This window comes from Faecalibacter macacae (assembly GCF_003687725.1).
Taxonomy (GTDB): Bacteria; Bacteroidota; Bacteroidia; order Flavobacteriales; family Weeksellaceae; genus Empedobacter; species Empedobacter macacae.
Window position 1 is genome coordinate 23628 of record NZ_RDOJ01000007.1, and the last position, 25110, is coordinate 48737.

Sequence of the window (25110 nt, forward strand, 5' to 3'; positions counted from 1 at the left end):
TTAATAAAGATATTAAAAACCTCAACATCATAAAAATGTTGAGGTTTTGATTTATTTTTTATTAAATATTCTCTTACTCCACCGTTACTTGCCCATTCATTAGCATAGGTAATAACCAATCGCGTAATTGTGCGAGTTCTTGGTTTTGTTTTGTATTAATTTTTATTTTAGCATCATAGATTGATACCATATCATTGAATTTAGCCAAGATATCTTTATTAGGATAAGCTAATTTTAAAGTAAACAAATCGTCTTTAGTTAATGAACCAAAAGTTGTTCCTACCCCATTTAAAAAATCAAATCTTTTTTTAAATTCATTCATTAAATAAATAATGTAAGAGTTAAACCCTTCCTTACTATTTATACTTGCCAACCCTCGACCAATACAACAATCATACATTGCTATATTCATTGTACCAACTGGTGCTCTAACACTTAATAGAATATCATCTTCTTTTGCAAATCTAGTAGGTTGAGAAGTATACATACGATTTTCTGGATATCTCCACCCAAAATCAGTAGAACCTTGAAAAAATATTATACCCTGAGCATCAGAATTGTATGATTCACCAGAAGGAGATTGTCCCATTGTTATATTAGCTATTTCATTTAACTCTTTCACCTCCCAACCCTCAGGAATTTCGCGTTTTAGAGTTGGATTGTAAACCATTTTACCGCCAGATGATTTGTAGCCTACAGGATGAGATCCTGAAACAAGTTCAGGATGACTTTCGTTGGTGATAGGGAATTCGAATTGGACAAACCAATAATCGTACAGTGTTTTTGCCATGGCTTCTAACTCTGCATTGATTTTGTTGTTGACTTCGATTTTATCGTCTAAGGCTGAAAGAACTACGGCTATTTTTTGTTGTTCATTAATAGGCTTATTTATAATCTCAATCTCACCAAAATTTTTTAAAATAATTCTGGGAAGTGCACTACCTGAAACATATTTTTTAGCAACTGTATCTTTAACTGATTTTGTATGTAAATAATATTTTAAATAATGCGGATTAATTCTTTCAATGTCAGGACGTAATATTCCTATAGAAGATAATATAACTTCCTCTTTCTCTTCTCTAATTACAAATACGTGTTTTAAATAACTTCCATCTTTAGCAATTAATACATCATTAACTAGAGGTTTACAATCTGCTTTAACTAAATCATTGTAATCATTCTCAGAAATATATTTACAAGATGTAGAATCGAAACCGTTATGGTTCATATCTTTTACAGAATACATAGGAAAACCTTCATCAACCCCTATAGGACTATAATGAGCACCATCAGTAATCTTAATACAAACATCTTTTAGTTTAATAAAGTTACTCATACTTCAATCCTTTTAATTGTTTCTGAATCTCTTGGTCTAAGGCGTTGCCTTCTGCAAATAAAGTAGCTAAACGCGTTTCGAAATCGTTCATTTTTTGTTGGAACTCTTCGGGTGTAATGTCAACATATTCAATCTTTACCTCGAAGTATTGTCCTGCTGAAAACGAATAATTTTTTGCAATAATTTCTTCTTTGGAAACGACTACGCTTAAATCTTCAACGGCTTCTTTGTTGTTGAAGGTTTCAATGATTTTTTCTTCCTCATCTTGCGTTAAAACCGTACGTTGGTTCTTCCCATCTTTTACCGTTGTTCCTAACTTTGATGCATCCATTAACACAATGTGTTCGTTGTCTGCATTTTTATCTAGGAATACTACCGATACATTAGTCCCCGTACTTGCAAAAATATTAGATGGCATAGAAACTACCCCACGTAACCATCCACGCTCTATCATCGCTTGGCGAATTTTCTTTTCGATTCCACTTTGTGCCGTAATAAAACCTGTAGGTAACACAATGGCTGCTTTTCCTTTGTCGGATAGGCTGTACATGATGTGTTGAATAAACATTAAGTAAATCGCCATCGATTCCTTTTTTGTTTTAGGCACATTAGGAATCCCAGCGAAGAAACGATCTTTAAACGCATCCTTTTGTAAATCTTCTCTAAAATCGGAAAAATCTAATTTAAACGGAGGATTAGAAACAATGTAATCGAACTTCTCGTTTAAATACGTTGGTTCCGCAATAGTATTGGTTTTAATGATATTTGGGATACTGTGTGATAAATTGTTTAACACTAAATTTAAACGCAACATATTAGATGATTTCTGCGAAATATCCTCTGAATAAATGGTACAATTTTCTTCCCCAATTTGGTGGGCAATACTCATCAATAACGTTCCTGAACCCGCACTTGGGTCGTAACATTTTACGCCACTTACAGGATCTGGTGCTAAAATTTTAGCCATAATACGAGCCACCGCGTGAGGTGTGTAATATTCGGCATATTTACCACCCGAATCGGTGTTGTAATCTTTGATTAAATACTCGAAAATCGTTGCAAAGAAATCGTATTTCTCTTCGAACATTTTCTCGAAAGAAAATTCGAATAATTTATTGACTAATGCACGACAAAAAGCATCACGTTGTGAACCATCCGAAATGAATTGGCTTAACTCATCAAACATTTTATCTTTCGCACCAGAAGAAGATTTGATCGAGAAAATCTCTGCATTTTCTAAACTGATTTGGCGTAACGTATCATCAAACAACTTGGCAAAATCCTCTTGATTTTGGTTGTTGTATAAATACGTAATCATGTGTTGTGGTCTTAACTGTGGAATATCAGCCCCAATTAACACCGTTAAGAAATTATATTCGTCTTCGGACAAATTTTCTAATGCTTGTTGGAAGTTATCTGCTTCTGCTAAAGTAGGATTAACTTTCTTCGCTTCATAACGAAATTTATCATTCAAGAATTTGTATAAGAATACCTGTGTGATAATCTTAAATTCGTTCCCGTCGTTTCCTAAACCATAATTGGCACACACACTTTTTAAGTTGTCGATTAATGCCTTTGTTTGGTTAATGAAATTTATATCTGTCATTTTATTGTTTTCGTTATTTGTATTCTTTACTTTATCTGTATCCGTTGTATTGTTGTTGGTACTCGCTTACGATTAAGTAATTTATTTTTTGGGTTGTTTTAAAATCTAACTTAATGTTTTGGGTTTGCACAAATTCTTTCACCACATTTTGCATTAAATTCTTTTCGAAGAAAGCGGTATTGCTTAAAATGTTTTGATTTTTAAGGATTTGCTCGTCTGTTTTTTCTTTTACTTTGATTAACGCATCAAATAATTTAGACTCTTGCACACCTAACCCTTCATTTTCGGTTAAACGATTATGGATACGCACGTACTTTTCGTCGTTTTGATACTTATCTTTTAGGTTATTATTTAAACGATTTAGTTCCTTTACTTTGTCGTGAATATTTTTAAGTAAGTGAATATGCTCTTGCATTTCGTCCTGCGAAACCTCATCTAATTTCTTGTTGGCAAAGATACGTTCTAACTCTTCTCTTAACGAAATAAAACGAGGATCTTGTTGGTCGAAATTATGTTGTAAGGCTTCTCGCGTTGTACGAATTTGATTTTTTAATTGATCGGCTAATACCAATTCGTTTTCTCCAATTTTCACAAAATCAAAATAAACCTCCTCTAAAGCCAGGTTTAATAATTTAGTATTCTCTTCTTTGTTTTGAAGGTTATCTACTACGTTTAATTTATCTAATTGCGCACGAGCTTCGATTAAAAAGCGGTTGTAATCTGAAAAATTGATATCAAGTTCGATGTCTTCGTATCCTTCCAATTTAATTACATTTCTTAAATCTTTGGCTGTTTGTAATGCCTTTACTAAATCTAAGACAATACTTTTATCTTTGATTTGTTGAATTTGTTGAGAGAAAATTTCTTTGTTTTGGGTGTTGTATTGGAATAAGGTTTCTTTGACCTGTTGTAAGTCTTTTTGCACCTCTTCTTTGGATTTGAATAAATTGTTGTAATACTCGAAATCGTCGCCCAATTGATTTTGAAGCTCTTGAAAATACAAGGCATTGGTACGGTCGAATGCTTTAGAAATATCTGCAAAATCAACAACGTAACCGTATTCGTAACTTTTATATGGACGGTTAACACGTGTTAAGGCTTGTAATAAATTATGATCTTTAATGACACGATTTAGATACAATTTCTTTAAACGATTTGCACTGAAACCTGTTAGTAGCATGTTGTAAACAAATAAGATGTCTACTTTACCACTTTTAAAGCCTTTGATTAAATCTTTACGAATTTCTTTGTCGTTGGCATCGTGCAAGATTAAAGCCGCTTTTAATTTAGGCTGTTTTGTTTGGTAGACATTGTATGGTTCGGCTACTAATTTGCTTGCATCAATTTCTTGTACGCCATATTTCTCTTCGAACAATTCGAATAACTTTTTAGCTTGAGTTGCTGATTCACAAACGACCATTGCCCCTAATGAGCTGTCGTTATTAGCAACACGGAATTCGATTAAATCATCTGTAATATATTCTAACAATGGACGAACGTATTGCTCGTGAGCATAGACCTCTGTTTTTAGAATATCGCCTTGTTTTACCTGTAAACGATCTAAAACTTCTGCCATTTGCATTTGGAATTTACTTTTAATTTCCTCTCGGATTAAACGCAACGTATATCCGTCGGCAATTGACATGTTGTAATAATATTTGTGAATATAATCCCCAAACAACTTTTTAGAATCATATTCTTTAGCAACCTCTTTTAATAAAGGGGTACCTGTTAATGCGATTTTAATTGCATTTTTATCCGAACTAATTAAGTTGGCTAAATAGTTACCTTTTGGATTGTATGAACGGTGTGCTTCATCTAAGAAATAGATTCGCTGTACATTGATATCATAATCAATAGGCATATCTGTACTTACCTCGTCTGAAAACTTTTGAATGTTAACTACTGTAATTTCTGGTTCACCTGCGTGATTCAAAATTGCTCCAACTTTTTTCATATCGTTAATGAACTCTATACGAGAATTGACACGGTTTACTTTTAACCCACGATTTGAAAATTCGGTTGTTGCTTGTTCTAATAAGTCGATACGGTCTACAATGAAATAGAACTTAGGAATGATGTTTTTCTTTTGGAAATAATCTGTTAAGTGCTTTACGTTGTAATAAGCTAATGCTGTTTTCCCTGAACCTTGTGTATGCCAAATGATGCCTTTGTTGATGCCTTGATCTAACTTTGCAGCAATTGCCATGGTTGCGAATATCTGAGGATAACGCATGATGTGTTTTTGAACTACAGGAACGCCATTTTCTTCTTCGTGTACATACGCCAATGTGTATTTTAAGATAAAAGCGAAACGCTGACGTGAAAGTAATGAAGTTAATATTCTATTGGTTGGTGAATCGTAGTGTTTATTTGTGATGTATTCGGGACTGTCTTTGATGGCGTATAGGTTATTATCCTTTAAGATTTCGATTTCTTTTTCGGGATTGATTTCTTTTAGTCGATCTTGAACAGGATAGTCTGGATCTTCTCTGAAATAACTGAAATGTAGTTTTTTATATGCTGATGTTGCATAATAAGCACCTTGTATAGGTTCGATTACCCCGTCTTCGTATTCCATGTTATTAGAGAAGATCATTAACTGCGTAATGTTTGCAAATCTTCTGAATTTAGGATTTTGAAAACGTTGATTGATACGTTTACGTTCAGCTAGAATACCGTCTTTGTTATTCGGTTTCTTTACTTCGATAAATGATAAAGGAATCCCGTTGATTAAAATGGTGATGTCTGGACGAAATTCTTCTTCTCCGTTACGACAAGTTAGTTCAGTCGTTACATGAAATGAATTGTTGTTGAAGTCTTTGAAGTCGATTAATTTGATTCCTGATGAAGAAGTTAATCTTTTGTAGAATTTTTCTCCTAGGTCTTCAAAATTCGCTTCTAAAGTAATCTCATCTAAGACTACTTTAATTTCGTCTTTTGTTGCATCGGGATTGATTCTTTGAATACTTTCAAAGAATATTTCTGTAAATATGTTGGTTTCCTCTTGTCTTTTTTGTTGGTTTTGAGGTATGTATTGGTATCCTAATCGTGTTAGATGTAAAAGTGCTGGTATTTTTACTCTTGAGTCTTCGTTGAAAGCCATGGTTAGTTTTATAGTAGAGTAAATATAATAAAAGGAACCTCAAAAGTCCGAATATTTACTACAATTAAACTTAATCTTATTAACTAACATAAAACACTTTACGTTAGATTAAACCCTATTTTAAACAACACCAAACTACTGATTTTGTTTGTTTTAACAACTTTTAAAGACACAAAAGTGTTAGCTTTTTATCTAAACTAGAAACTATACAGTTAGTTATCAGTATCTTACAATACTATTTTAGAGTAAATAAATTGTATGACTAAAATTCAAGTGATTTCACCTCATTTATCACATCTAAGATTTTTAAAATCTGAAAAATTACCAAAAAATTTTTGGAGCTACCTGCTTCTAATTTATGTTCTTATAGGGAGGGAGGGGGGAATTAAGAGGATACGGAGGGAGGGGTAGAAAAAAACGATTAAAATAATGTTATTTGATCTGAACCTCCTTTTTCCTTTAACTTAAAATAGTTCTTTTCTTTTATCATAGTTAAGTATAAGTTTAAATAAAGATAACAATAGATCTATATTACCAATGAAAATTATTTGTAAATTAGTAACAAGAAAAGTAAGAAATCGAGGAAAATCGGACGAATGTCGGACTTGTAGAAATAAAAAAACCTCAACATCCCTGTTTATAAGGAGTTGAGGTTTTTATTGAGGTTCCTAGCGGATTCGAACCGCTGTGGACGGTTTTGCAGACCGCTACCTAACCGCTCGGTCAAGGAACCATTTCCATCATTTTGGTTTGCAAATATAGCAATAATTTTAAAAAAACAAAGACTAATATTCTTTTTCTAAAATAATACTTACTTTTTCTACATGCCCACCAATAGGAGGATTCACCTTAGAAAGTTTAATCTTTGCATAAGTAACAGTTGTAAGTTCCTGTCCTATACGATCTAAGACTCTTTTACACACATGCTCTAATAATTTTGAACGGATACTAACTTCTTCCTTCACAATATTATTTAATGTTACATAATCTAATGCATCAACTAATTCGTCCGACTCACAAGCCTTAGAAAAGTCTGCACGAGCTTCTAAATCCACTAAATAATCAGATCCAATACGAGCTTCTTCGTCCAAACACCCATGGTTTGAGTAAATCTTGATATTTTCTAAAATAATCGTTCCCATGTGCCAAAAATAAAAAAGACTTGCTTTAAAAGCAAGTCTTGATATATTTAATTAATTCTGATCGAATTATTTTGCTGCTGCGTATAATTCAGCAACTTTAGCCCAGTTAACAACGTTAAAGAAAGCGTTGATGTAGTCTGGACGACGGTTTTGGTAGTTTAAGTAGTAAGCGTGCTCCCAAACATCTAAACCTAAAATTGGTTGACCTTGTACATCAGCAACTGGCATTAATGGGTTGTCTTGGTTTGGAGTAGAAGTAACTACTAATTTACCATCAACAACTACTAACCAAGCCCATCCTGATCCAAAGCGTGTGGCAGCAGCTTTAGAAAATTCGTCTTTAAATGCGTCAAAAGATCCGAAAGCAGCATCAATAGCTTCAGCTAACTCTCCTGTTGGGTTACCTCCTGCGTTTGGAGCTAAAGTTTCCCAAAATAAGTTGTGGTTGTAAAAACCTCCACCATTGTTACGTACAGCTGGAGTTCCAGTTCCGTTCGCTAAGATTTCTTCGATTGTAGCGTTAGCTAAATCAGTTCCTTCGATAGCTGCATTTAAGTTTGTAGTGTATGCTGCATGGTGTTTTCCGTGGTGGATTTCCATTGTTTTAGCGTCAATGTGAGGCTCTAATGCATCTAATGCATATGGTAATTGTGGTAATTCAAATGCCATGATATTTTATTTTTTTAGATTATTAATTTGATTAAAATTAAATCAATTTCTACAAATATAAGACCGAAGTCAGAAAATATTAACATAATTTAATATGAATAGTTTAAATTAGTAATTCCAGAAGAACAAATCCTATGAAAACACTTTGGAAAATCGTTAAATGGTTTTTAATAATTATTGCTTTAATCCTTCTTGCACTGTATTTTACAGGTAATGATTATATTATTAGAGGTGTACAATTAACCTATTTAAAAGGCGAAAAAACAGCCAATATTGATGATTACAGAGATTTCGACAATAATGTCATCTTGGCAGGAACTCCACAACTGTGGCAAAAGCATCAATCATATAATCTGATAAATATTAATCCTGAATTTGAAAAAGAATTAATCGATTATAAAACCGCTTCATTTATTATAATTAAAGATGGACAATTATTAACTGAAAAATATTATTCTGGATATGATGAATCAAGCATTACCAATTCTTTTTCAGTTGCTAAATCTATTACTACTATGTTAGTTGGGAAAGCGATTGAAGATGGATATATTAAAAGTTTTGATCAAAAAATAACAGATTTTTTACCTGAATTTAAAGCTGATGAATTTGGTAAAGATTGTACAATTGCAGATTTATCTGCAATGACTTCTGGCTACGATTGGGCTGAAGATTATTACCTTCCGCTAAATCCAACAGCAAAAGCTTATTATGGTGATAACATCGAAGAACAGATTTTAGATCGAAAATTTATCAAAAAATCTGGTGGACATTTCGAATATCTTTCGGGTGATACACAATTGTTAGGAATTCTTTTAAAACGCGCTTTGAAAGACAAATCTATTTCGCAATACGCACAAGAAGTGCTTTGGCAACCTATGGGAATGGAGTTTGATGCGCAATGGTCGAAAGATAATCCAAATGGAATGGAAAAAACGTATTGTTGTTTTAATACGACTGGTCGTGATTTTGCTAAATTAGGTCAATTACTATTAAATAATGGGAGATGGAACAATAAACAGATTTTAGATTCTGCGTTTGTTCAGAAAATGGTTCAACCAAATTCAAAAGCGTTCATCAATAGAGAAGTTCCAATTTACGGACATTCAATCTGGATGGATCCCTCTTACAAAACACCATTTTATGCTATGTTAGGACATTTAGGGCAACGTGTAATTGTTATTCCTTCTCAAAATTTAATCGTTGTAAGAACAGGAAAGACCCACCAAGATCAGCCACAAAATAACCCAATCACAGATGGCGACGTTTATCGTTTGGTAGATGAGGCAATTCGTATTAATCAAAATGTAAAATAATGCTAAATACTATTCCATACAAAAAGATACTTTTCTTAGATATAGAAACAGTTCCACAAACGGATAACTGGAATTTATTATCTGAACGAACACAAGAATTATGGGCTAAGAAAACAGCATATCAGCGAAATAATGATGAAATTTCTCCTGAAGAATTTTATCACGAACGAGCTGGAATAATGGCTGAATTTGGTAAGATAGTTTGTATTTCTTGTGGAATTGTAGTGAATGAAAATTACATCCACATTAAAAGTTTCTATGGTCATGATGAAGAAAAGATATTGAAAGATTTTAATTCGATGTTAGTCGAAAATTTCTTTAAACCTGATCATTTGTTATGTGCACATAATGGTAAAGAATTTGATTTCCCATACATTGCAAGACGCATGATGATTAATCAAATTGAAATCCCTAGAATTTTGCAAATGTTTGGAAAAAAACCATGGGAGATTCCACATTTAGATACGATGGAATTGTGGAAATTTGGAGATTATAAACATTTTACATCTTTGGATTTAATGGCAAATATCTTCGAAATTCCAACCCCAAAAGATGACATTGACGGTTCGCAAGTTGCAAAAGTATATTACGATGAAAACAATGTAGAACGCATCAAAGATTATTGCGAGAAAGATGTTGTTACCCTTGTTAACGTTTTTAGAAAAATGAGATACGAAAGTATACTTTCTCGAAGAGAAGATTTATAAAATAAGAAAGCCACTCGAATGAGTGGCTTTTGATTTATTCATTATCTTCTGTTAGATCCTCTAGAATTTCAATTCCTTCATGAATCGTAAGTAATATTTGTTCAACAGAATTTCGGTACATCTTTTTAACGACACCTGTATATTCGTTCAGCTCAATAATATCTTCTTCCTCTAATTCACGATCATAACACACTTCAGAAATTAATCCTGCTAATGTATCATAATGCTCAGATTCTTCAAATTTGTAAGGTAATAAACGATTGATGTCAGAAATTGTATTATGTGCATTAACTAAATAAACTCCTTTATCTAAACGCTCTACAATTGGATCTTCGTTATCATATTCGTCTTGAATCTCTCCAACTAACTCCTCTAAAATATCTTCCATAGAAACAATACCAGCAAGTTCTCCTACCTCGTTGGTAACAACTGCCATTTGTACGTGTTTCTTTTGGAATTGTTTTAATACGTGTTTAATCATTGCACTTTCCGAAATAAATAAAGGTTCACGTAATAAACCAGAAATATCAGTTTCGTTCGGATTTGCCATTAATTGACGCATTAAATCTTTTGTATATAAAATACCAATAATATTATCTATCGATTCTTCGTAAACTGGGTAACGTGAGTAACCTTCCTGAATTGCAAAATCTATCGCATCTCTAACAGAAGTTGTTACGTTAATTGCAGAAACGTTTTTACGAAGTGTTTGAATATTAATTACTCTACGATCATCAAACTCAAATACATTCTGAATTAAATCTCGTTCAGATTCTTCAATCGCTCCACCTTCAGAACTTTCAGTAATAATCATTTTAAGCTCTTCCTCTGTATGGATATCTCCACCATGTATTGGCTTGATTCCGATAGCACGTAAAATCATATTCGCTAATCCATTCATTAACCAAATTACTGGTCTGAACACGAAATAGAAAATACGTAAAGGCCACGCTACTGTAAAAGTTGTTTTAGTAGGAAACTGAATTGCTAAAGATTTCGGCGCTAACTCACCAAAAACAATGTGTAAAATCGTAATGATAACGAAAGCAATAATAAATGAGAAATTCTGAGCAAAACTCATCCATTCTGGTCCTGTTAATCCTAAAACTTCAAATAATTTAATTACGACAGGCATTAAAGAAGATTCTCCTACCCAACCTAAACCAAGCGAAGCAAGTGTAATACCTAACTGCGTTGCAGCAAGATAAGAGTCTAAGTTGTTTACGATAAGTTTGGCAACATTTGAGACACCAGAATTGATATCTTGGTTGACTTCAATCTGAGAAGATCTTACTTTCACAATAGCGAATTCGGCTGCCACGAAAAAACCATTTAAAAAAACAAGAAAAATTGTTAGCAAAAGTTTTGCTACTGAAATTTCATCTGTGACATTGTGATTAGCAACTAAAAACAATGTCGAAATCTGGGAGTATGTATCCATCTGTTGAAATTAAAAACCAGCACGTTCAATTTTTTTTAAAGCTGGGAATCATAATCTCTAAATTAATAATTTTTTTTGAAATTTATTTAGATTTTTGATTCTCAGCAAAATTATGAAAAATTTAGATTCAAAATTCATTTTTCGCTTCATCTCATACAATCCATAAAAAATCTGTAAATTTCAGCTGTCAATATTTGTTAAATATGAACACATCAACAACGTCACAACCTTGGATTATTGAAGTTAAAAACCTAACTGTTTCTTTTGGAGAAAAACAGGTTTTAAACAACATTAATTTTAAGGTACAACAAGGTGAAACTTTAGGAATTGTAGGAGAATCTGGTTCTGGTAAATCAATTACATCGCTTGCTATCATGGGATTATTATCGCCTTTGGCGAAGATACATGCTGGAAGTGAAATTCTATTTCATCAAAATGGATCTACAATAAATTTACTTGAATTAGATACGAACGAAATCAGAAAAATTCGAGGAAACGATATCGCAATGATTTTCCAAGAACCTATGACTTCGTTAAATCCGAGTTTACGTTGTGGTGAACAAGTAGAAGAATCTATTTTATTACATCAAAAACTTTCTAAAACGGAAGCGAAAGCCAAAGTGATTAGCTTATTTGAAAAAGTTAAACTTCCGAATCCTGAACGTGTATATAAAGCGTATCCTCACGAATTATCGGGTGGACAAAAGCAACGTGTAATGATTGCTATGGCAATTGCGTGCGAGCCAAAATTATTAATTGCAGATGAACCTACAACTGCATTAGATGTTACGGTACAAAAAGCAACTTTGGATCTATTGAAGGAGTTACAACAAGAAGAAAACATGAGTATGATTTTTATTTCTCATGATTTAGGTGTGATTGCAAATGTTTGCGAAGAAGTTTTAGTAATGTTTAGAGGTGATGTAGTTGAACAAGGAAATGTTACCGACATCTTTAATAATCCAAAAGAAAACTATACCAAAGGTTTAATCGCTTGTCGTCCTCGTTTAGAAGAACGCTACAAACGCTTACCAACTGTAAAAGATTTTTTGAATGATGCGAATCATCAATCTGAAATATATACAACTGAAGAAAGAGAAGAATTTCATCAAAAAATATATAATCAAACACCAATTTTAGAAGTTAAAAATCTAAAAAAATACTTTTATCCATCTTCTTTATTTGGACAATCTGATGTTCCTAGTGTAAAGGCTGTGGATGATATTTCTTTTAAAGTATTTCCTGGTGAAACTTTAGGGTTAGTAGGTGAATCTGGTTCTGGTAAAACAACATTATCACGAACAGTTTTGTTGTTAGAAAAACCTACTGCTGGTGAAATTTTCTTTAACGGAACTGATATTTCAAAACTAAAAAAAGAAGAAATCAGAAAATTACGTCGTGATATTCAAATCATCTTTCAAGATCCTTATTCAAGTTTAAATCCACGTCATACCATCGCTCAGATTATTACTGAACCGATGGAAGTACATAAAATTGGTTCAAACAAAAAAGAGCGTTTAGAAACAGCTAAAACACTTTTAGAAAAAGTAGGATTATTAGCATCGGATTTAAACAAATATCCGCACGAATTTTCTGGTGGACAAAGACAACGTGTCGGAATTGCCCGTGCTTTAGCTTTACAACCAAAATTTATCATCTGTGACGAATCGGTTTCAGCATTAGATGTTTCTGTACAAGCGCAGGTTTTAAATCTATTAAACGATTTAAAATCCGAATACGGTTTTACATACATTTTTATCTCTCACGATTTGGCTGTTGTAAAATACATGTCGGATCAGTTATTGGTAATGCAACATGGCGAAATGAAAGAATTGGACGATGCAGATAAAGTTTACGCCAATCCATCTACAACTTATACACAGGAATTAATCGCTTCGATCCCAAAATTATAATCACATCATTTTATTATAAACAAAAAGCCCGAATCAAATGATTCGGGCTTTTTTATATCTATCGAAATAGCATTTATTTAATGATTCTGTCGCGGTTATCTTTGATATCTGCCGCTTGGATTAATGAAGGTAATAATGTTTGAGAAACTTGACCTTTTAATTGACGGTTTAAGTTTTCTAATAACATGTTTCCTTTTTGTCCTGTTGGAACATTTTGAGATTTTGGAGTAATGTAGAATACACCTGCATTACCTGCAATCGCTTTAGAAGATGTATTTGGTTTAACACCAAAAGCAGCTCCTACTACACGAGGCTCTAAACCTACACCTTGGATGTTAGAGTTTCCAAAGTTAACAGCTGTAGTAGCTTTTGCACCTCCAAATTGTTTAATGAAAGCATCAATACCACCTGTACCAATTTTTTCGTCAACTAATTTAGAGATTCTCTCTTGTAATAAAATTGGTTCAACAAACTCTCTAACTACCGATGGAGCAGCTAATCCTTTATCAAAACGATTTACTAAGTGAACTACAATATAATCTCCATTTTCTGAAGTAAATAAGTTTGTAGCACCTTGTGCAGTTTTCTTATCAAACGCCCAAGACAAAATTTTATCTGTTTGGTCAGCTGGTAATTCTTGTGCAACAAATGGAGCAAAACGCTCAATTGATTCTGAAGTTCCAGATACAAAGTTTGATTTTTTAGCTACAGCTGTAAAATCGTTTAATGTTTTATTTTCTACATTCTGAGCGAAAGTACGAGCATTTTTAAATGCTGCATCAGTTGTCGCTTTAGATGGTTCGATACGTTTTACTAAGTTCGCAATTTGGTAAACAGTATTAGAATTTACTGAATCTTTAACCTCTTTAGATTTAGAGATTTTATAGATTTGGTAAGTATCTCCTACTTTGTAAGGTCCACCAACTTGACCAACTTGCGCAGTTTTAAAGAATTCTAAAATTTCTGGAGTTAAGTTCGCTTTCGCTAAATCTTCTCTTGAGAAATAGTTAGAAATAAACGGCTGATCTGAATTTAAAGAAACAAAAATTGAATCATTTTTAGTAGATCCAAATGCTTCGATTGTATCAGTAACATTGTTTACCTCATCATGTCTAATTTGTTGTGCTAAATACTTTTTAATATTACCTAAAGCTACAACATCATCTTGTGCAGATGCTTTTGCTGGAAAATAAGTATATGCAACTTTAACTAATCCGTTCGCTTCGAAACGTTTTGGGAATTTTGATGTGTATGCATTGATATCATCATCAGAAATTGTAACGTTTAACTTTTTAGCTAATGATTTGTAATCTACAAACGCATAATCAATAGTTGCATTAGAACCACCGTATGTTTGTTGTAAATCTGCTTCTTTACCTGTAACTGCTGTACCAGCCATTACATAGCTTAAATATTTACGAGATAAAATTTCTAATTTAATCTGTTCAGAAGTTTGTAACCAACCTTTGTAATTCTGCATCATGTTAGGATCAGAAGCTGCTGCCTGCTCTAATTGAGCAATTTGCTGTTGTGCTTCTGCTGGAGATTTCATTCCGAAATTTTGTGCTACATAATTCCAAAACTCATCATCAGATACTTTTAAACCTAATTTCTCTGCATGTTGCTTTAATACTTTTTGGCTCACTAAACTTGACCAAGTTTGCTGAGCTAATTGATTACCTGAAACATTTTGCCCTTGTTGCTGTAACATGTTTTGTACAGATTCTTGAGCAGAATAATATTCATTAATACCAATACTTTCACCATTGATACTTCCTATTTGATTAGGATCTCCTGTGAATAACTGTTTAATTTTTGAGTTTTCTCCGAATAAATCACCCGCTACGAAAGCAAGCATTGCTATTCCGATTACCACAAAAATTAACCAGGTTTTTTTACGAATTTCTCCTAAAACTGCCATTCTTATGTTAATTTATATACGATAATAGGGGCGAAAATACGACAATACATTGAATAATAAAATAGAAGAAAGTAGAAGAATGAGGTATGTTGTAATTTTTTTTTAAAATTTCTGATCCTCACCCATTAAGATATATCCTTCGTTATTGAAAAGAGTATATGTTTCTAAATCATCCGATGCTTCAATTCCATTTTTAGCCGTAACTCTGCTCCCGTCTTTACCTATTAGTTCGACTTGTTTTGTGGAATAAATCAATTTTCTGTTTTTATCCCAAAATAATTGTTCTGATTTTACTGAATCGCCTTCATCTGTAATAATAATTACATTACCACGGCCTTCGTAAATTCCTGTTTTATCGCTTAACCTTCCCCAATCTGCTTTAAAAAATCCTGGTTTTTCTTTTCCTTTCTCAAAGAAATCTAATTCTAACCCTTTCTTAAAAATAGTATAAGGAGAATCAATTAAACTATATTCTTCGATTAAAGGTGAACGCAAATTCATTGTAACTTTCCCTGAATCTTTAAAGATGATATTTGCATCAATAAGACTTCTATTTGGAAAGTTAGTTTTTTTACCTTTTGTTATAGCTGGAGCCTGTCTGTCACAAGAAAAAAGTGCAAAAATTAGCGGAAGAAGTACTAAAAATTTCTTTCCAGTATTCCACAAACTCTTTTTTGCACTTTTAATCATTGTATTTTTTATCATTGATTATGATTAATCAATTACACGTTTTCTAAACCAAATATCGTTTAAGTCAAATCCTAATCTCATACCAAAGTAATCATCTTGGATTAAACCATGATTTGCTGTTCCTCTTTTTCCGTATTCTAAAGATATGTTTACCATAGATCCATCATTTGTTTTACCAATTGGTAATCCGGCACCTAAAGTAACACCATATTTATCGATATCATGTCCGTAGATTGAATAAGGCGCAGATTCGTAGTAAGCACCAGCACGATAAATCACACGATTAAAGTAACTTTTATAACTGTTAAAATCTGGAATCCAGTAACCTCCAACTGCTACATGTACATTGTTTTTATACTCTGTATTACTTGCAACTGTTGATGGAGCACTTAAAGTTGGTTTACTAAAATCTGACCAAGTGTTAAATTTCCCTTCTACTGCGATAGACCATGCGTTATCTTTCGTATACGATGTACCAATTGCAAATGTGTGTGGTAATTTAGTGTCTAAAGATGAATTTCTCTTTAATGAAATTGTGTCCTTTGACGCTTGAGTTGACCCCATGTAAGTGTACGTAGAAACTAACTCTCTTAAGTCTGTATTAAGATTAGTTCCTAAAGTATAATAAGCACCTACATATAAATTATTAGTTTTCCCAATTCTCTTCTGATACATTGTACCTAAAGTTAATTGTAACCCTCTATAATTTGCTTTTGTGTCGTAGTCAGTTAATAAACTAGCACCTTCTAAAGTAACTTTTTCATTCGTTAATAACTCACCGAATAAATAATTAGCTCTTAAACCAACAGATAATCCGTTTGAGATATTGTGATTGTAAAAAGCATGTAAAGAGTTAATACCTCCACTACCAGTCATAGTAGAAAATTGTTTTAAATCTCCGTTTTCGGTAGAGTTATTAATATTATAACCTAAACCTGTAAAAGGTTGGAAACCTACTCCTAAACTACTTTTTTTACTTACAGGAAATGACAATGAAACATTAGATAGTTTAAAACTACCAGCTTCTTGTTTATCTTCTCCAGTTTTGAATGAACTATTTTGAGCTCTAACACTTGCGTTAAAGTTAGTCATTCGGATACTTTGATTAGCAGCCGGATTCGAAAAATTAGCATTTTGCCCGTAAGGGTTGGTTGGTACAGTAGAGATTCCACCCATAGCACCTTGTTCCGCACTATTATTAAATAATTGCTCGCCAATACCTATAGAAGAATATGGGGATACAGATACTGTTTGTGCTTGTATTGTCGTTGCTCCTACAAGAGCAAGACTACAAATAATCCATTTCATATGAACTTATAATAGAATTCTAAGGCACAAATATGATGATTTGTTATTAAAATGAAAAATAAGTTGGCAAAAATGAATCGTTAAAACTCTATTAAAATTATTTTCATCCGAAAAACAGAGGTCTGAAACATTTTTTTTAAAAAATTTTAAATTTTATTTTTCACAATTTCAATCACTTAACAAAAACACCTAAAAAAAAGTTGTAAAAAGATTTGGAGGATAAAATTTTCGCTCTATATTTGCATCACAATTAAGGCGGTGCCTTAGCTCAGTTGGTAGAGCAAAGGACTGAAAATCCTTGTGTCCCTGGTTCGATTCCTGGAGGCACCACTGCTTAAAACCTCAATCAAATGATTGAGGTTTTTTTTGTTATAAACTTTCGATTTTAACAATTCATCACAAAAAAACCGATACAAGAATGCACCGGTTTTATATTTTAATTCAAATCAAAAATTAACTAAGCATTTTGTGCTTTAATTAAATTTAATGCAGAACCTGCTTTAAACCATTCGATTTGCGCTTCATTATATGTATGATTTGCTAAAATTGTATCAGAAGTACCATCCGCATGAACAAATTCTAAAGTTAATGGCTTCCCTGGAGCAAAATCAACTAAATCTAAAAAGTTAATAGTATCATCTTCCTGTATTTTATCGTAATCTGATTTATCAGCAAAAGTTAAAGCTAACATTCCTTGCTTTTTCAAATTAGTTTCATGAATACGAGCAAACGAACGAACTAAAACAGCTACAGAACCTAAATGACGTGGTTGCATCGCTGCATGCTCACGAGAAGACCCTTCTCCATAGTTTTCATCTCCAACAATCACTGAAGGAACACCCGCAGCTTTATAAGCACGAGCAGTTGCAGGAACTGGCCCATATTCTCCAGTTAATTGATTTTTAACTGAATTCACATCTTGATTGAATGCATTTACAGCCCCAATTAAAGTATTATTAGCAATATTATCTAAATGCCCACGAAAACGCAACCAAGGACCAGCCATAGAAATATGATCGGTTGTACATTTCCCGAAAGCTTTGATTAATAATTTAGCTCCTGTAATATTTTCACCATTCCATGGTTTAAAACCTTCCAATAACTGTAAACGCTCAGATCCTGGAGCTACAACAACTTCCACAGAAGAACCATCTTCAACCGCCGCTTGGTATCCATTATCTTCATAAGCATATCCTTTAGTTGGCAATTCGTCACCAACAGGCGCATCTAACATCACTTCTTCCCCGTCTTTATTTACCAACTTATCTGTCATTGGATTAAAGTCTAAACGTCCCGCAATTGCAATTGCAGCTACCATTTCTGGAGAAGTTACAAAAGCATATGTATTTGGATTACCATCGGCACGTTTTTTAAAATTACGGTTGAATGAGTGAACTATCGTATTTTTTTCTTCTTTATCAGCACCTTCACGATCCCATTGACCAATACAAGGTCCACAAGCATTTGTAAAGATTACAGCATTAAGATCTTCGAAAGTCTTGATAAACCCATCACGAGCAGCTGTATAACGAACCACTTCTGAACCTGGATTAATACCAAAAGAAGCTTTTGTTCCTAACCCTTTTTCTATCGCTTGTTGAGCAATTGAAGCCGCACGCGATAAATCTTCGTAAGATGAGTTGGTACAAGAACCGATTAAACCCCACTCTACATCTAATGGCCATCCATTTGCTGCAGCAGTTTCCTTCATTTTAGAAACTGGCGTCATTAAATCTGGTGTAAATGGACCATTTAAACGAGGTTCAAGTTCAGATAAATTAATTTCAATTAATTGATCATAGAAATTTGCTGGATTAGCATACACTTCGTCATCCGAACGTAAATAAGCCTTCATTGCATTAGCTGCATCAGCAACATCATTACGATCAGTAGCTCTTAAATATCTCTCAGAAGCATCATCATAAGCAAAAATAGAAGTTGTCGCACCAATTTCGGCACCCATGTTACAAATCGTTCCTTTACCTGTTGCAGATAAAGATTCAGCACCCTCCCCAAAATATTCTACAATAGCACCAGTACCACCTTTTACAGTTAATAAACCAGCAACTTCTAAGATTACATCTTTTGGAGAAGCCCAACCAGATAATTTACCTGTTAATTTAACACCAATTAATTTTGGCATTTTTAACTCCCAAGCCATTCCAGCCATTACATCTACAGCATCAGCACCACCAACACCAATAGCAACCATTCCTAATCCACCAGCGTTTGGAGTATGAGAATCGGTTCCAATCATCATTCCACCAGGAAATGCGTAATTCTCTAAAACTACTTGATGAATAATACCTGCTCCTGGTTTCCAGAATCCGATTCCATATTTGTTAGAAACTGATTCTAAAAAGTTAAATACTTCTGATGATTTTTTGATTGCTTCTTTTAAATCCGTCTTAGCTCCGACTTTCGCTTGAATTAAGTGATCACAGTGAACTGTAGACGGAACAGCAGTTTTTGTTTTACCTGCTTGCATAAATTGTAACAATGCCATCTGTGCTGTTGCATCTTGCATTGCAACACGATCAGGAGCAAAGTCTACATAAGACTCACCCCTTACATATGCTTCAGTTGGTTGTCCACTAAATAAGTGTGCATATAAAATTTTCTCTGAGTAAGTTAAAGGACGCCCTACGATAGTTTTCGCCGCATCTACACGTTCTTGCATACGCGCGTAAACTCCTTTAATCATATCGATATCAAAAGCCATAATGTTTATTTTAGATTTCTTTTATAGTTTAAATAAATTCACAACAATTTACAGAATATTTTCATTAACAGAGCCTTAAAATTTGTTAAATCATTCAATTTAAAAACATTTGAACCTCTTTTCAATAAGATTATAACAAAAAAAAAAGAGGCTAACCATAACAGTTAGCCTCTTTTGATATTATTTAATTGTATTTATTTACAACTAATTATTTTGTAGAAATTGGAGTAAACTTAGTTAAATTAATTCCAGCTACTGCAGCTTTGTACTCTTCGATAGAAGGAATACGTCCTAAAATTGCAGATAAAACTACAACTGGAGTAGATGCTAATAAAGATTCACCTTTTTTACCATCTCTATCCTCTACTACACGACCTTGGAATAAACGAGTAGAAGTAGCTAATACAGTATCACCTTTTTCAGCTTTTTCTTGGTTACCCATACATAAGTTACATCCAGGACGCTCTAAGTACATAATGTTTTCATATTGTGTACGAGCTTCAGATTTAGGTAATAAGTCGCTAAATTCGAAACCTGAATATTTTTGTAACATTTCCCAATCACCTTCTGCTTTTAATTCGTCGATGATATTGTAAGTTGGAGCAGCAACTACTAATGGTGCGTTGAATTTAACTTCACCTTGTTGAGCTTCAACGTTACGTAACATTTGAGAAACAATTTTTAAATCGTCTTTGTGAACCATACAAGATCCTACGAATCCTAAATCTACAGTTTTATCGTTACCGTAGTAAGATAATTCACGGATTACATCATGAGTATAACGCTTAGAAACATCTACATTGTTTACATCTGGATCTGCAATCATTGGCTCGTCGATGATATCTAAATCGATAACAACCTCAGCATAGTATTTCGCGTTAGCATCTGGTTGTAAAGCTGGCTTAGCACCTGAACGAATTTCTTCGATACGAGTGTTAGCTTTCTCGATTAATCCGTGTAACACGTTGTTTTTGTTCTCCATTCCTTTATCAATCATGATTTGGATACGAGATTTAGCAATTTCTAAAGATTGGATTAAAGTCTCGTCTTGAGAAATACAGATAGAAGCTTTCGCTTTCATCTCAGCAGTCCAGTCAGTGAAAGTAAACGCTTGGTCAGCTAATAAAGTTCCGATATGAACCTCGATGATACGACCTTGGAATACGTTTTCTCCGTCAAATTGCTTTAACATTTGTTGTTGAGTCGCGTGTACAACATCACGGAAATCCATGTGTTCTTTCATCGCTCCTTTGAAGGTAACTTTAACAGATTCTGGAATTGGCATAGAAGCTTCACCAGTAGCTAAAGCTAAAGCAACAGTACCAGAGTCAGCACCGAAAGCAACACCTTTAGACATACGAGTGTGAGAGTCACCACCGATAATGATAGCCCACTCGTCAATAGTGATATCATTTAATACTTTATGGATAACGTCTGTCATTGAGTGATAAACTCCTTTAGGATCACGAGCTGTAATTACCCCGAAGTCGTTCATAAATTTCATTAATTTAGGAATGTTTGCTTGCGCTTTTTTATCCCATACAGACGCTGTGTGACATCCTGATTGGTATGCACCATCAACAACTGGAGAAATAACTGTAGCAGCCATTGCCTCTAATTCTTGAGCTGTCATTAAACCTGTTGTATCTTGAGATCCTACGATGTTAACTTTAACACGTACATCAGATCCTGCGTGTAAAACTGTTCCTTCTGCAACACCTACAGCATTGTTGTTGAAGATTTTTTCAACTGCAGTTAATCCTTGTCCTTCTACAGAAACTTCTTTAGCAGGAGCGAAAACTACAGGAGCTTCAACACCTAAAGTTTGAGCTGCGAAAGTTTGAATTTTTTTACCAAATACGATAGCATAAGAACCACCAGCTTTGATAAACTCTAATTTTTGTGGTGTGAAAGATTTAGAGATATCTTTTAATTCAACGTCACCGTTGTATAATTTTTTAGTTTTAGTGTTAATAGTTAAAACTGTACCTGTTGCAACAGAGTAAGCTTCTTCTAAAACAATATCACCAGCTTCGTTACGAACTACGTTTCCGTTTTCGTCTGTTTTCTTAACCCAGTTTTGTAAATCGATACCGATACCTCCTGTTACATCAACAGTAGTTAAGAAAATTGGAGAAATACCGTTAGTACCTGCTACAATTGGAGCAATGTTAACGAAAGGAACGTATGGAGATGCTTGTTTACCAGTCCATAAAGCCACGTTATTAACACCTGACATACGAGAAGATCCAACACCCATTGTACCTTTTTCAGCAATTAACATAACTGATGCATCTGGATGAGCAGCTTTTAAAGCTTCGATTTCTTGTTGTTGAGCAGGAGTCATCATACATTGTCCGTGTAATTCACGGTCAGAACGAGAGTGTGCTTGGTTACCTGGAGATAATAAATCTGTAGAAATATCACCTTCAGCAGCGATATAAGTAACAACTTTAATTTCTTCAGCAACTTCTGGTAATTCTGTAAAGAATTCAGCTTTAGCGTAACTTTCTAAAATATCTTTTGCAATTGCGTTTCCAGAATTGTAAGCATCAGCTAAACGAGCAGTATCTGCTTCGTATAAGAAAACTTGAGTTTTTAAAACTTTAGCCGCTTTTTGAGCTAATTCTGCGTTTTCACCTAAAGCGATGTCTAATAAAACTTCAATAGATGGTCCACCTTTCATGTGAGATAATAACTCAAATGCGAAAGCAGGAGTAATTTCAGCAACTACTTCTTGACCTAAAATGATTTCTTTTAAAAATTTTGCTTTAACACCAGCAGCAGAAGTTGTTCCTGGTAAAGTGTTGTAGATAAAGAATTTTACAGAATCCTCACGGTATTCATTTCCTAAATCTTTGATTTGAGCGATAATTTCGCTTAATAATTCAGCACCATCAATAGGTTTTGGGTGTAATCCTTGACCTTTTCTTTCTTCAATTTCGTTAATATACTCCTTATAAAGGCTCATAATTGTTATTTTTTGAAAATTAAAGGCTGTAACATCCAAGGCAATTTAATGCATTTTCCATCCCAACCAGTAATAATTAATTATATATATTTCTTACAAAAATACAGTTCTATTGATAATTTTTCATAGAACTTCAATCATTTTTAATTATACTCTAACAATTTAGAACAATTACAAAAAATGATTAAATTTCACATTCCTAATAATTTAGGGCAAAAAAATCTATCTCGAAAAAATAAAACCATTTTAAATATCTACTTGATAATTTTTAGGCCTATTTTTTGTTAAGTTAGGTTATTCCAATAAGACTTAACGGCATTAAAATACTTCAATACACTTTGTCTTAATATAATAAAATCCGTGCAATTATACGATTTTTTTATAATATACATAATTACGTATAATTATAAGTTAAATTAAATATATATTCAACATTCGTGTAATTTTATACATTTAATTTTATAAATTTGCGCCCTTAATTATTATTAAGCATATGAAACTTTGGGACAAAGGTTTTACCATTAATGATAAAATCGAAAAATTCACTGTCGGAAAAGATAGAATTCTAGACAGTTATTTAGCTCAACATGATGCAATTGCTTCTAAAGCACAAGCAAATATGTTAGCTAAAGTTGGTTTAATTACAAACCAAGAGAATGATGCATTACAAACTGCATTAGACGAAATATTACTTTTAATTGAGCAAAACAATTTTGATATTGATGATAACTTTGAAGATATCCATTCAAAAATTGAAGCTTATTTAATTGAAAAAACTGGCGATGCTGGTAAAAAGATTCACGTTGCTCGTTCTCGTAACGATCAAGTTTTAGTTGCTATTCAATTATTCGAAAAAGAATATTTAAAAGATATCAACAAAAAGATTTTAACGTTAATCGATATTCTTTTACAAAAAGCAGATCAGTATAAAAATGCACTTTTACCAGGTTATACGCATTTCCAAGCAGCTATGCCAAGTAGTTTTGGAATGTGGTTTTCTGCTTACGCGGAAAGTTTATTAACGGATTTATACTTTTTTGAAGCTTCTTATAAAATTGCAGATCAAAATCCATTAGGATCTGGGGCTGGATTCGGAACATCATTCCCTATCGATCGTTTGCAAACAACACAAGAAATGGGATTTTCAGAAATCTTAGTTTCTTCTGTTGGCGCTCAAATGTTACGTGGTAAAACAGAAAAATCTGTTGCAACTGCATTAGCAATGATTTGCGGAACATTATCTAAAATGTCTTACGATTTAGTTTTATACAACTCGCAAGATTTAGCTTTTGTTAAGTTACCAAATGAAATGACAACTGGTTCTTCAATTATGCCTCATAAAAAGAACCCTGATGTTTTTGAGTTGACTCGTGCGCATTGTAACAGAATCCAAGCAATACCAAATGATATAATGTTAACTATTAATAATCTTCCGAGTGGTTATCACAGAGATTATCAAATCTTAAAAGAGATATTATTTGAACCAATGCTACAATTTGAAAATATTTTAGATATTTTGACTTTTGCTATTCCTCAGTTAGAGATAAAAGATGGATACATGGAACAAGATAAATATGACCCAATTTATACGGTAGAAAATATTAACGATGCAATTAAGAACGGAACACCTTTCCGCGATGCTTACCGAGAAGTTGGTTTATCTGTAGAAAACGGTACTTACAATCCACATAAAGAATTTAAAACTTCTCATGTAGGTAGTATTCATAATTTAAGATTAGATTTAATTCAAAATAAAATCGAAAATTTCAAATTAGATTCAAGTATTTGCAAATAATATCATCATATAACGAACACAACAACAGCTTAAAACATTCTTTTAAGCTGTTTTTTATTTTATAATTTCAGAATAAAATAAAACTTAAATAATTGATTTAATGTGTTTTGTAAAATAAAAATGAATTTACAAAACTATTACAACATCAATACTATAATTAATTCTGATTTCACTCTAATTTTGGTTTGTCAAGTTAACAAAACGTTTAATCGATTAAATTTAAAAAAATGAAAAAATTTTTCGCATTAGTTGCAGTTGCAACTTTATCATTAGGAGCAGTATCTTGTGGAGAGAAAACTGAAACAGTTGAAACTGAAGCAGTAGTTGATTCAGCAGCAGCAGTAGTTGATTCAGCAGCAGTAGTTGTTGATTCAGCAGCAGTAGTTGTTGACTCTGCAGCAGCAGTTGTTGATTCAGCAGCAGCAGTTGTTGAAGAAGCTCCAGCTCAATAATTTTAGCGAAGCTTAAAA

16 protein-coding genes and 2 tRNA genes are annotated in these 25110 nt (G+C 33.1%); 6 read left to right on the forward strand and 12 right to left on the reverse strand.

The window, feature by feature from the left end; all coding sequences use genetic code 11:
* Nucleotides 1–73 precede the first annotated feature (73 nt).
* From EAH69_RS06595 to EAH69_RS06620, 6 genes are all read right to left on the reverse strand, one after another.
* Nucleotides 74–1336, reverse strand: a complete 1263-nt coding sequence (locus tag EAH69_RS06595; RefSeq protein ID WP_121934401.1) for a restriction endonuclease subunit S — start codon at nucleotides 1334–1336, stop codon at nucleotides 74–76.
* Complete coding sequence (locus tag EAH69_RS06600) at nucleotides 1329–2942, reverse strand: HsdM family class I SAM-dependent methyltransferase (protein ID WP_121934402.1); 1614 nt, start codon at nucleotides 2940–2942, stop codon at nucleotides 1329–1331. The genes EAH69_RS06595 and EAH69_RS06600 overlap by 8 nt, the downstream gene beginning before the upstream one ends.
* A 31-nt stretch (nucleotides 2943–2973) precedes the next feature.
* The gene (locus EAH69_RS06605; RefSeq protein WP_121934403.1) at nucleotides 2974–6048 is read right to left on the reverse strand and encodes a type I restriction endonuclease subunit R; all 3075 of its coding nucleotides are present in this window, start codon (nucleotides 6046–6048) and stop codon (nucleotides 2974–2976) included.
* A 662-nt stretch (nucleotides 6049–6710) separates the two neighbouring features.
* Nucleotides 6711–6781: transfer RNA gene (locus EAH69_RS06610), tRNA-Cys, on the reverse strand.
* 52 nt (nucleotides 6782–6833) lie between these two features.
* Complete coding sequence (gene folB / locus EAH69_RS06615; protein WP_121934404.1) at nucleotides 6834–7190, reverse strand: dihydroneopterin aldolase; 357 nt, start codon at nucleotides 7188–7190, stop codon at nucleotides 6834–6836.
* Between the two features lie 66 nt (nucleotides 7191–7256).
* Nucleotides 7257–7859, reverse strand: a complete 603-nt coding sequence (locus tag EAH69_RS06620; RefSeq protein WP_121934405.1) for a superoxide dismutase — start codon at nucleotides 7857–7859, stop codon at nucleotides 7257–7259.
* A 134-nt stretch (nucleotides 7860–7993) separates the two neighbouring features.
* On the opposite strand from EAH69_RS06620, the gene EAH69_RS06625 reads away from it, so the two are divergent.
* Together EAH69_RS06625 and EAH69_RS06630 are read left to right on the forward strand one after the other, a co-directional pair.
* The gene (locus tag EAH69_RS06625; RefSeq protein WP_121934406.1) at nucleotides 7994–9172 is read left to right on the forward strand and encodes a serine hydrolase domain-containing protein; all 1179 of its coding nucleotides are present in this window, start codon (nucleotides 7994–7996) and stop codon (nucleotides 9170–9172) included.
* Nucleotides 9172–9879 carry a 3'-5' exonuclease gene (locus tag EAH69_RS06630; protein WP_121934407.1) on the forward strand — a complete coding sequence of 236 codons (708 nt, stop codon included), beginning with the start codon at nucleotides 9172–9174 and terminating at the stop codon, nucleotides 9877–9879. The genes EAH69_RS06625 and EAH69_RS06630 overlap by 1 nt, the downstream gene beginning before the upstream one ends.
* A 34-nt stretch (nucleotides 9880–9913) precedes the next feature.
* Here the strand turns inward: EAH69_RS06630 and EAH69_RS06635 are convergent, their stop codons facing one another.
* Entirely contained in the window at nucleotides 9914–11320 is a 1407-nt protein-coding gene (locus tag EAH69_RS06635) for a hemolysin family protein (protein ID WP_121934408.1), read from the reverse strand.
* 203 nt (nucleotides 11321–11523) lie between these two features.
* Between EAH69_RS06635 and EAH69_RS06640 the strand changes: the two genes are divergently transcribed.
* The gene (locus tag EAH69_RS06640; protein ID WP_121934409.1) at nucleotides 11524–13233 is read left to right on the forward strand and encodes an ABC transporter ATP-binding protein; all 1710 of its coding nucleotides are present in this window, start codon (nucleotides 11524–11526) and stop codon (nucleotides 13231–13233) included.
* A 73-nt stretch (nucleotides 13234–13306) separates the two neighbouring features.
* On the opposite strand, the gene EAH69_RS06645 is transcribed toward EAH69_RS06640, so the two are convergent.
* The 3 genes from EAH69_RS06645 to EAH69_RS06655 form a co-directional block, all read right to left on the reverse strand.
* Nucleotides 13307–15154, reverse strand: a complete 1848-nt coding sequence (locus EAH69_RS06645) for a SurA N-terminal domain-containing protein (RefSeq protein WP_121934410.1) — start codon at nucleotides 15152–15154, stop codon at nucleotides 13307–13309.
* Between the two features lie 102 nt (nucleotides 15155–15256).
* Nucleotides 15257–15859, reverse strand: a complete 603-nt coding sequence (gene lptC, locus EAH69_RS06650; RefSeq protein ID WP_121934411.1) for an LPS export ABC transporter periplasmic protein LptC — start codon at nucleotides 15857–15859, stop codon at nucleotides 15257–15259.
* A gap of 9 nt (nucleotides 15860–15868) precedes the next feature.
* Complete coding sequence (locus tag EAH69_RS06655) at nucleotides 15869–17152, reverse strand: porin family protein (protein ID WP_121934412.1); 1284 nt, start codon at nucleotides 17150–17152, stop codon at nucleotides 15869–15871.
* Between the two features lie 257 nt (nucleotides 17153–17409).
* Here EAH69_RS06655 and EAH69_RS06660 point away from each other — a divergent pair.
* Nucleotides 17410–17482: transfer RNA gene (locus EAH69_RS06660), tRNA-Phe, on the forward strand.
* Nucleotides 17483–17609: 127 nt separating this feature from the next.
* On the opposite strand, the gene EAH69_RS06665 is transcribed toward EAH69_RS06660, so the two are convergent.
* On the reverse strand, nucleotides 17610–19874 hold the full coding sequence (locus tag EAH69_RS06665; RefSeq protein WP_121934413.1) for an aconitate hydratase: 2265 nt from the start codon (nucleotides 19872–19874) through the stop codon (nucleotides 17610–17612).
* A 208-nt stretch (nucleotides 19875–20082) separates the two neighbouring features.
* Nucleotides 20083–22845 carry a bifunctional aconitate hydratase 2/2-methylisocitrate dehydratase gene (locus tag EAH69_RS06670; protein WP_121934414.1) on the reverse strand — a complete coding sequence of 921 codons (2763 nt, stop codon included), beginning with the start codon at nucleotides 22843–22845 and terminating at the stop codon, nucleotides 20083–20085.
* Nucleotides 22846–23338: 493 nt separating this feature from the next.
* On the opposite strand from EAH69_RS06670, the gene argH reads away from it, so the two are divergent.
* Both argH and EAH69_RS06680 read left to right on the forward strand, forming a co-directional pair.
* Nucleotides 23339–24640 (forward strand): argininosuccinate lyase, encoded by a 1302-nt coding sequence (gene argH / locus EAH69_RS06675; protein WP_121934415.1) that lies wholly within the window; start codon nucleotides 23339–23341, stop codon nucleotides 24638–24640.
* A 227-nt stretch (nucleotides 24641–24867) separates the two neighbouring features.
* Nucleotides 24868–25092, forward strand: coding sequence for a hypothetical protein (locus EAH69_RS06680; RefSeq protein ID WP_121934416.1), 225 nt, complete (start codon nucleotides 24868–24870; stop codon nucleotides 25090–25092).
* Nucleotides 25093–25110: the final 18 nt, after the last annotated feature.

Excerpts from the sequence above, each read along its gene's own strand:
- EAH69_RS06645 (WP_121934410.1), bottom strand. The coding sequence starts at position 15,154 with ATGGCAGTTTTAGGAGAAATTCGTAAAAAAACCTGGTTAATTTTTGTG.
- lptC (WP_121934411.1), bottom strand. The coding sequence starts at position 15,859 with ATGATAAAAAATACAATGATTAAAAGTGCAAAAAAGAGTTTGTGGAAT.
- EAH69_RS06605 (WP_121934403.1), bottom strand. The coding sequence starts at position 6,048 with ATGGCTTTCAACGAAGACTCAAGAGTAAAAATACCAGCACTTTTACAT.
- EAH69_RS06665 (WP_121934413.1), bottom strand. The coding sequence starts at position 19,874 with ATGGCTTTTGATATCGATATGATTAAAGGAGTTTACGCGCGTATGCAA.
- argH (WP_121934415.1), top strand. The coding sequence starts at position 23,339 with ATGAAACTTTGGGACAAAGGTTTTACCATTAATGATAAAATCGAAAAA.
- EAH69_RS06655 (WP_121934412.1), bottom strand. The coding sequence starts at position 17,152 with ATGAAATGGATTATTTGTAGTCTTGCTCTTGTAGGAGCAACGACAATA.
- EAH69_RS06680 (WP_121934416.1), top strand. The coding sequence starts at position 24,868 with ATGAAAAAATTTTTCGCATTAGTTGCAGTTGCAACTTTATCATTAGGA.
- EAH69_RS06635 (WP_121934408.1), bottom strand. The coding sequence starts at position 11,320 with ATGGATACATACTCCCAGATTTCGACATTGTTTTTAGTTGCTAATCAC.
- EAH69_RS06600 (WP_121934402.1), bottom strand. The coding sequence starts at position 2,942 with ATGACAGATATAAATTTCATTAACCAAACAAAGGCATTAATCGACAAC.
- EAH69_RS06620 (WP_121934405.1), bottom strand. The coding sequence starts at position 7,859 with ATGGCATTTGAATTACCACAATTACCATATGCATTAGATGCATTAGAG.
- folB (WP_121934404.1), bottom strand. The coding sequence starts at position 7,190 with ATGGGAACGATTATTTTAGAAAATATCAAGATTTACTCAAACCATGGG.
- EAH69_RS06630 (WP_121934407.1), top strand. The coding sequence starts at position 9,172 with ATGCTAAATACTATTCCATACAAAAAGATACTTTTCTTAGATATAGAA.
- EAH69_RS06625 (WP_121934406.1), top strand. The coding sequence starts at position 7,994 with ATGAAAACACTTTGGAAAATCGTTAAATGGTTTTTAATAATTATTGCT.
- EAH69_RS06670 (WP_121934414.1), bottom strand. The coding sequence starts at position 22,845 with ATGAGCCTTTATAAGGAGTATATTAACGAAATTGAAGAAAGAAAAGGT.
- EAH69_RS06595 (WP_121934401.1), bottom strand. The coding sequence starts at position 1,336 with ATGAGTAACTTTATTAAACTAAAAGATGTTTGTATTAAGATTACTGAT.
- EAH69_RS06640 (WP_121934409.1), top strand. The coding sequence starts at position 11,524 with ATGAACACATCAACAACGTCACAACCTTGGATTATTGAAGTTAAAAAC.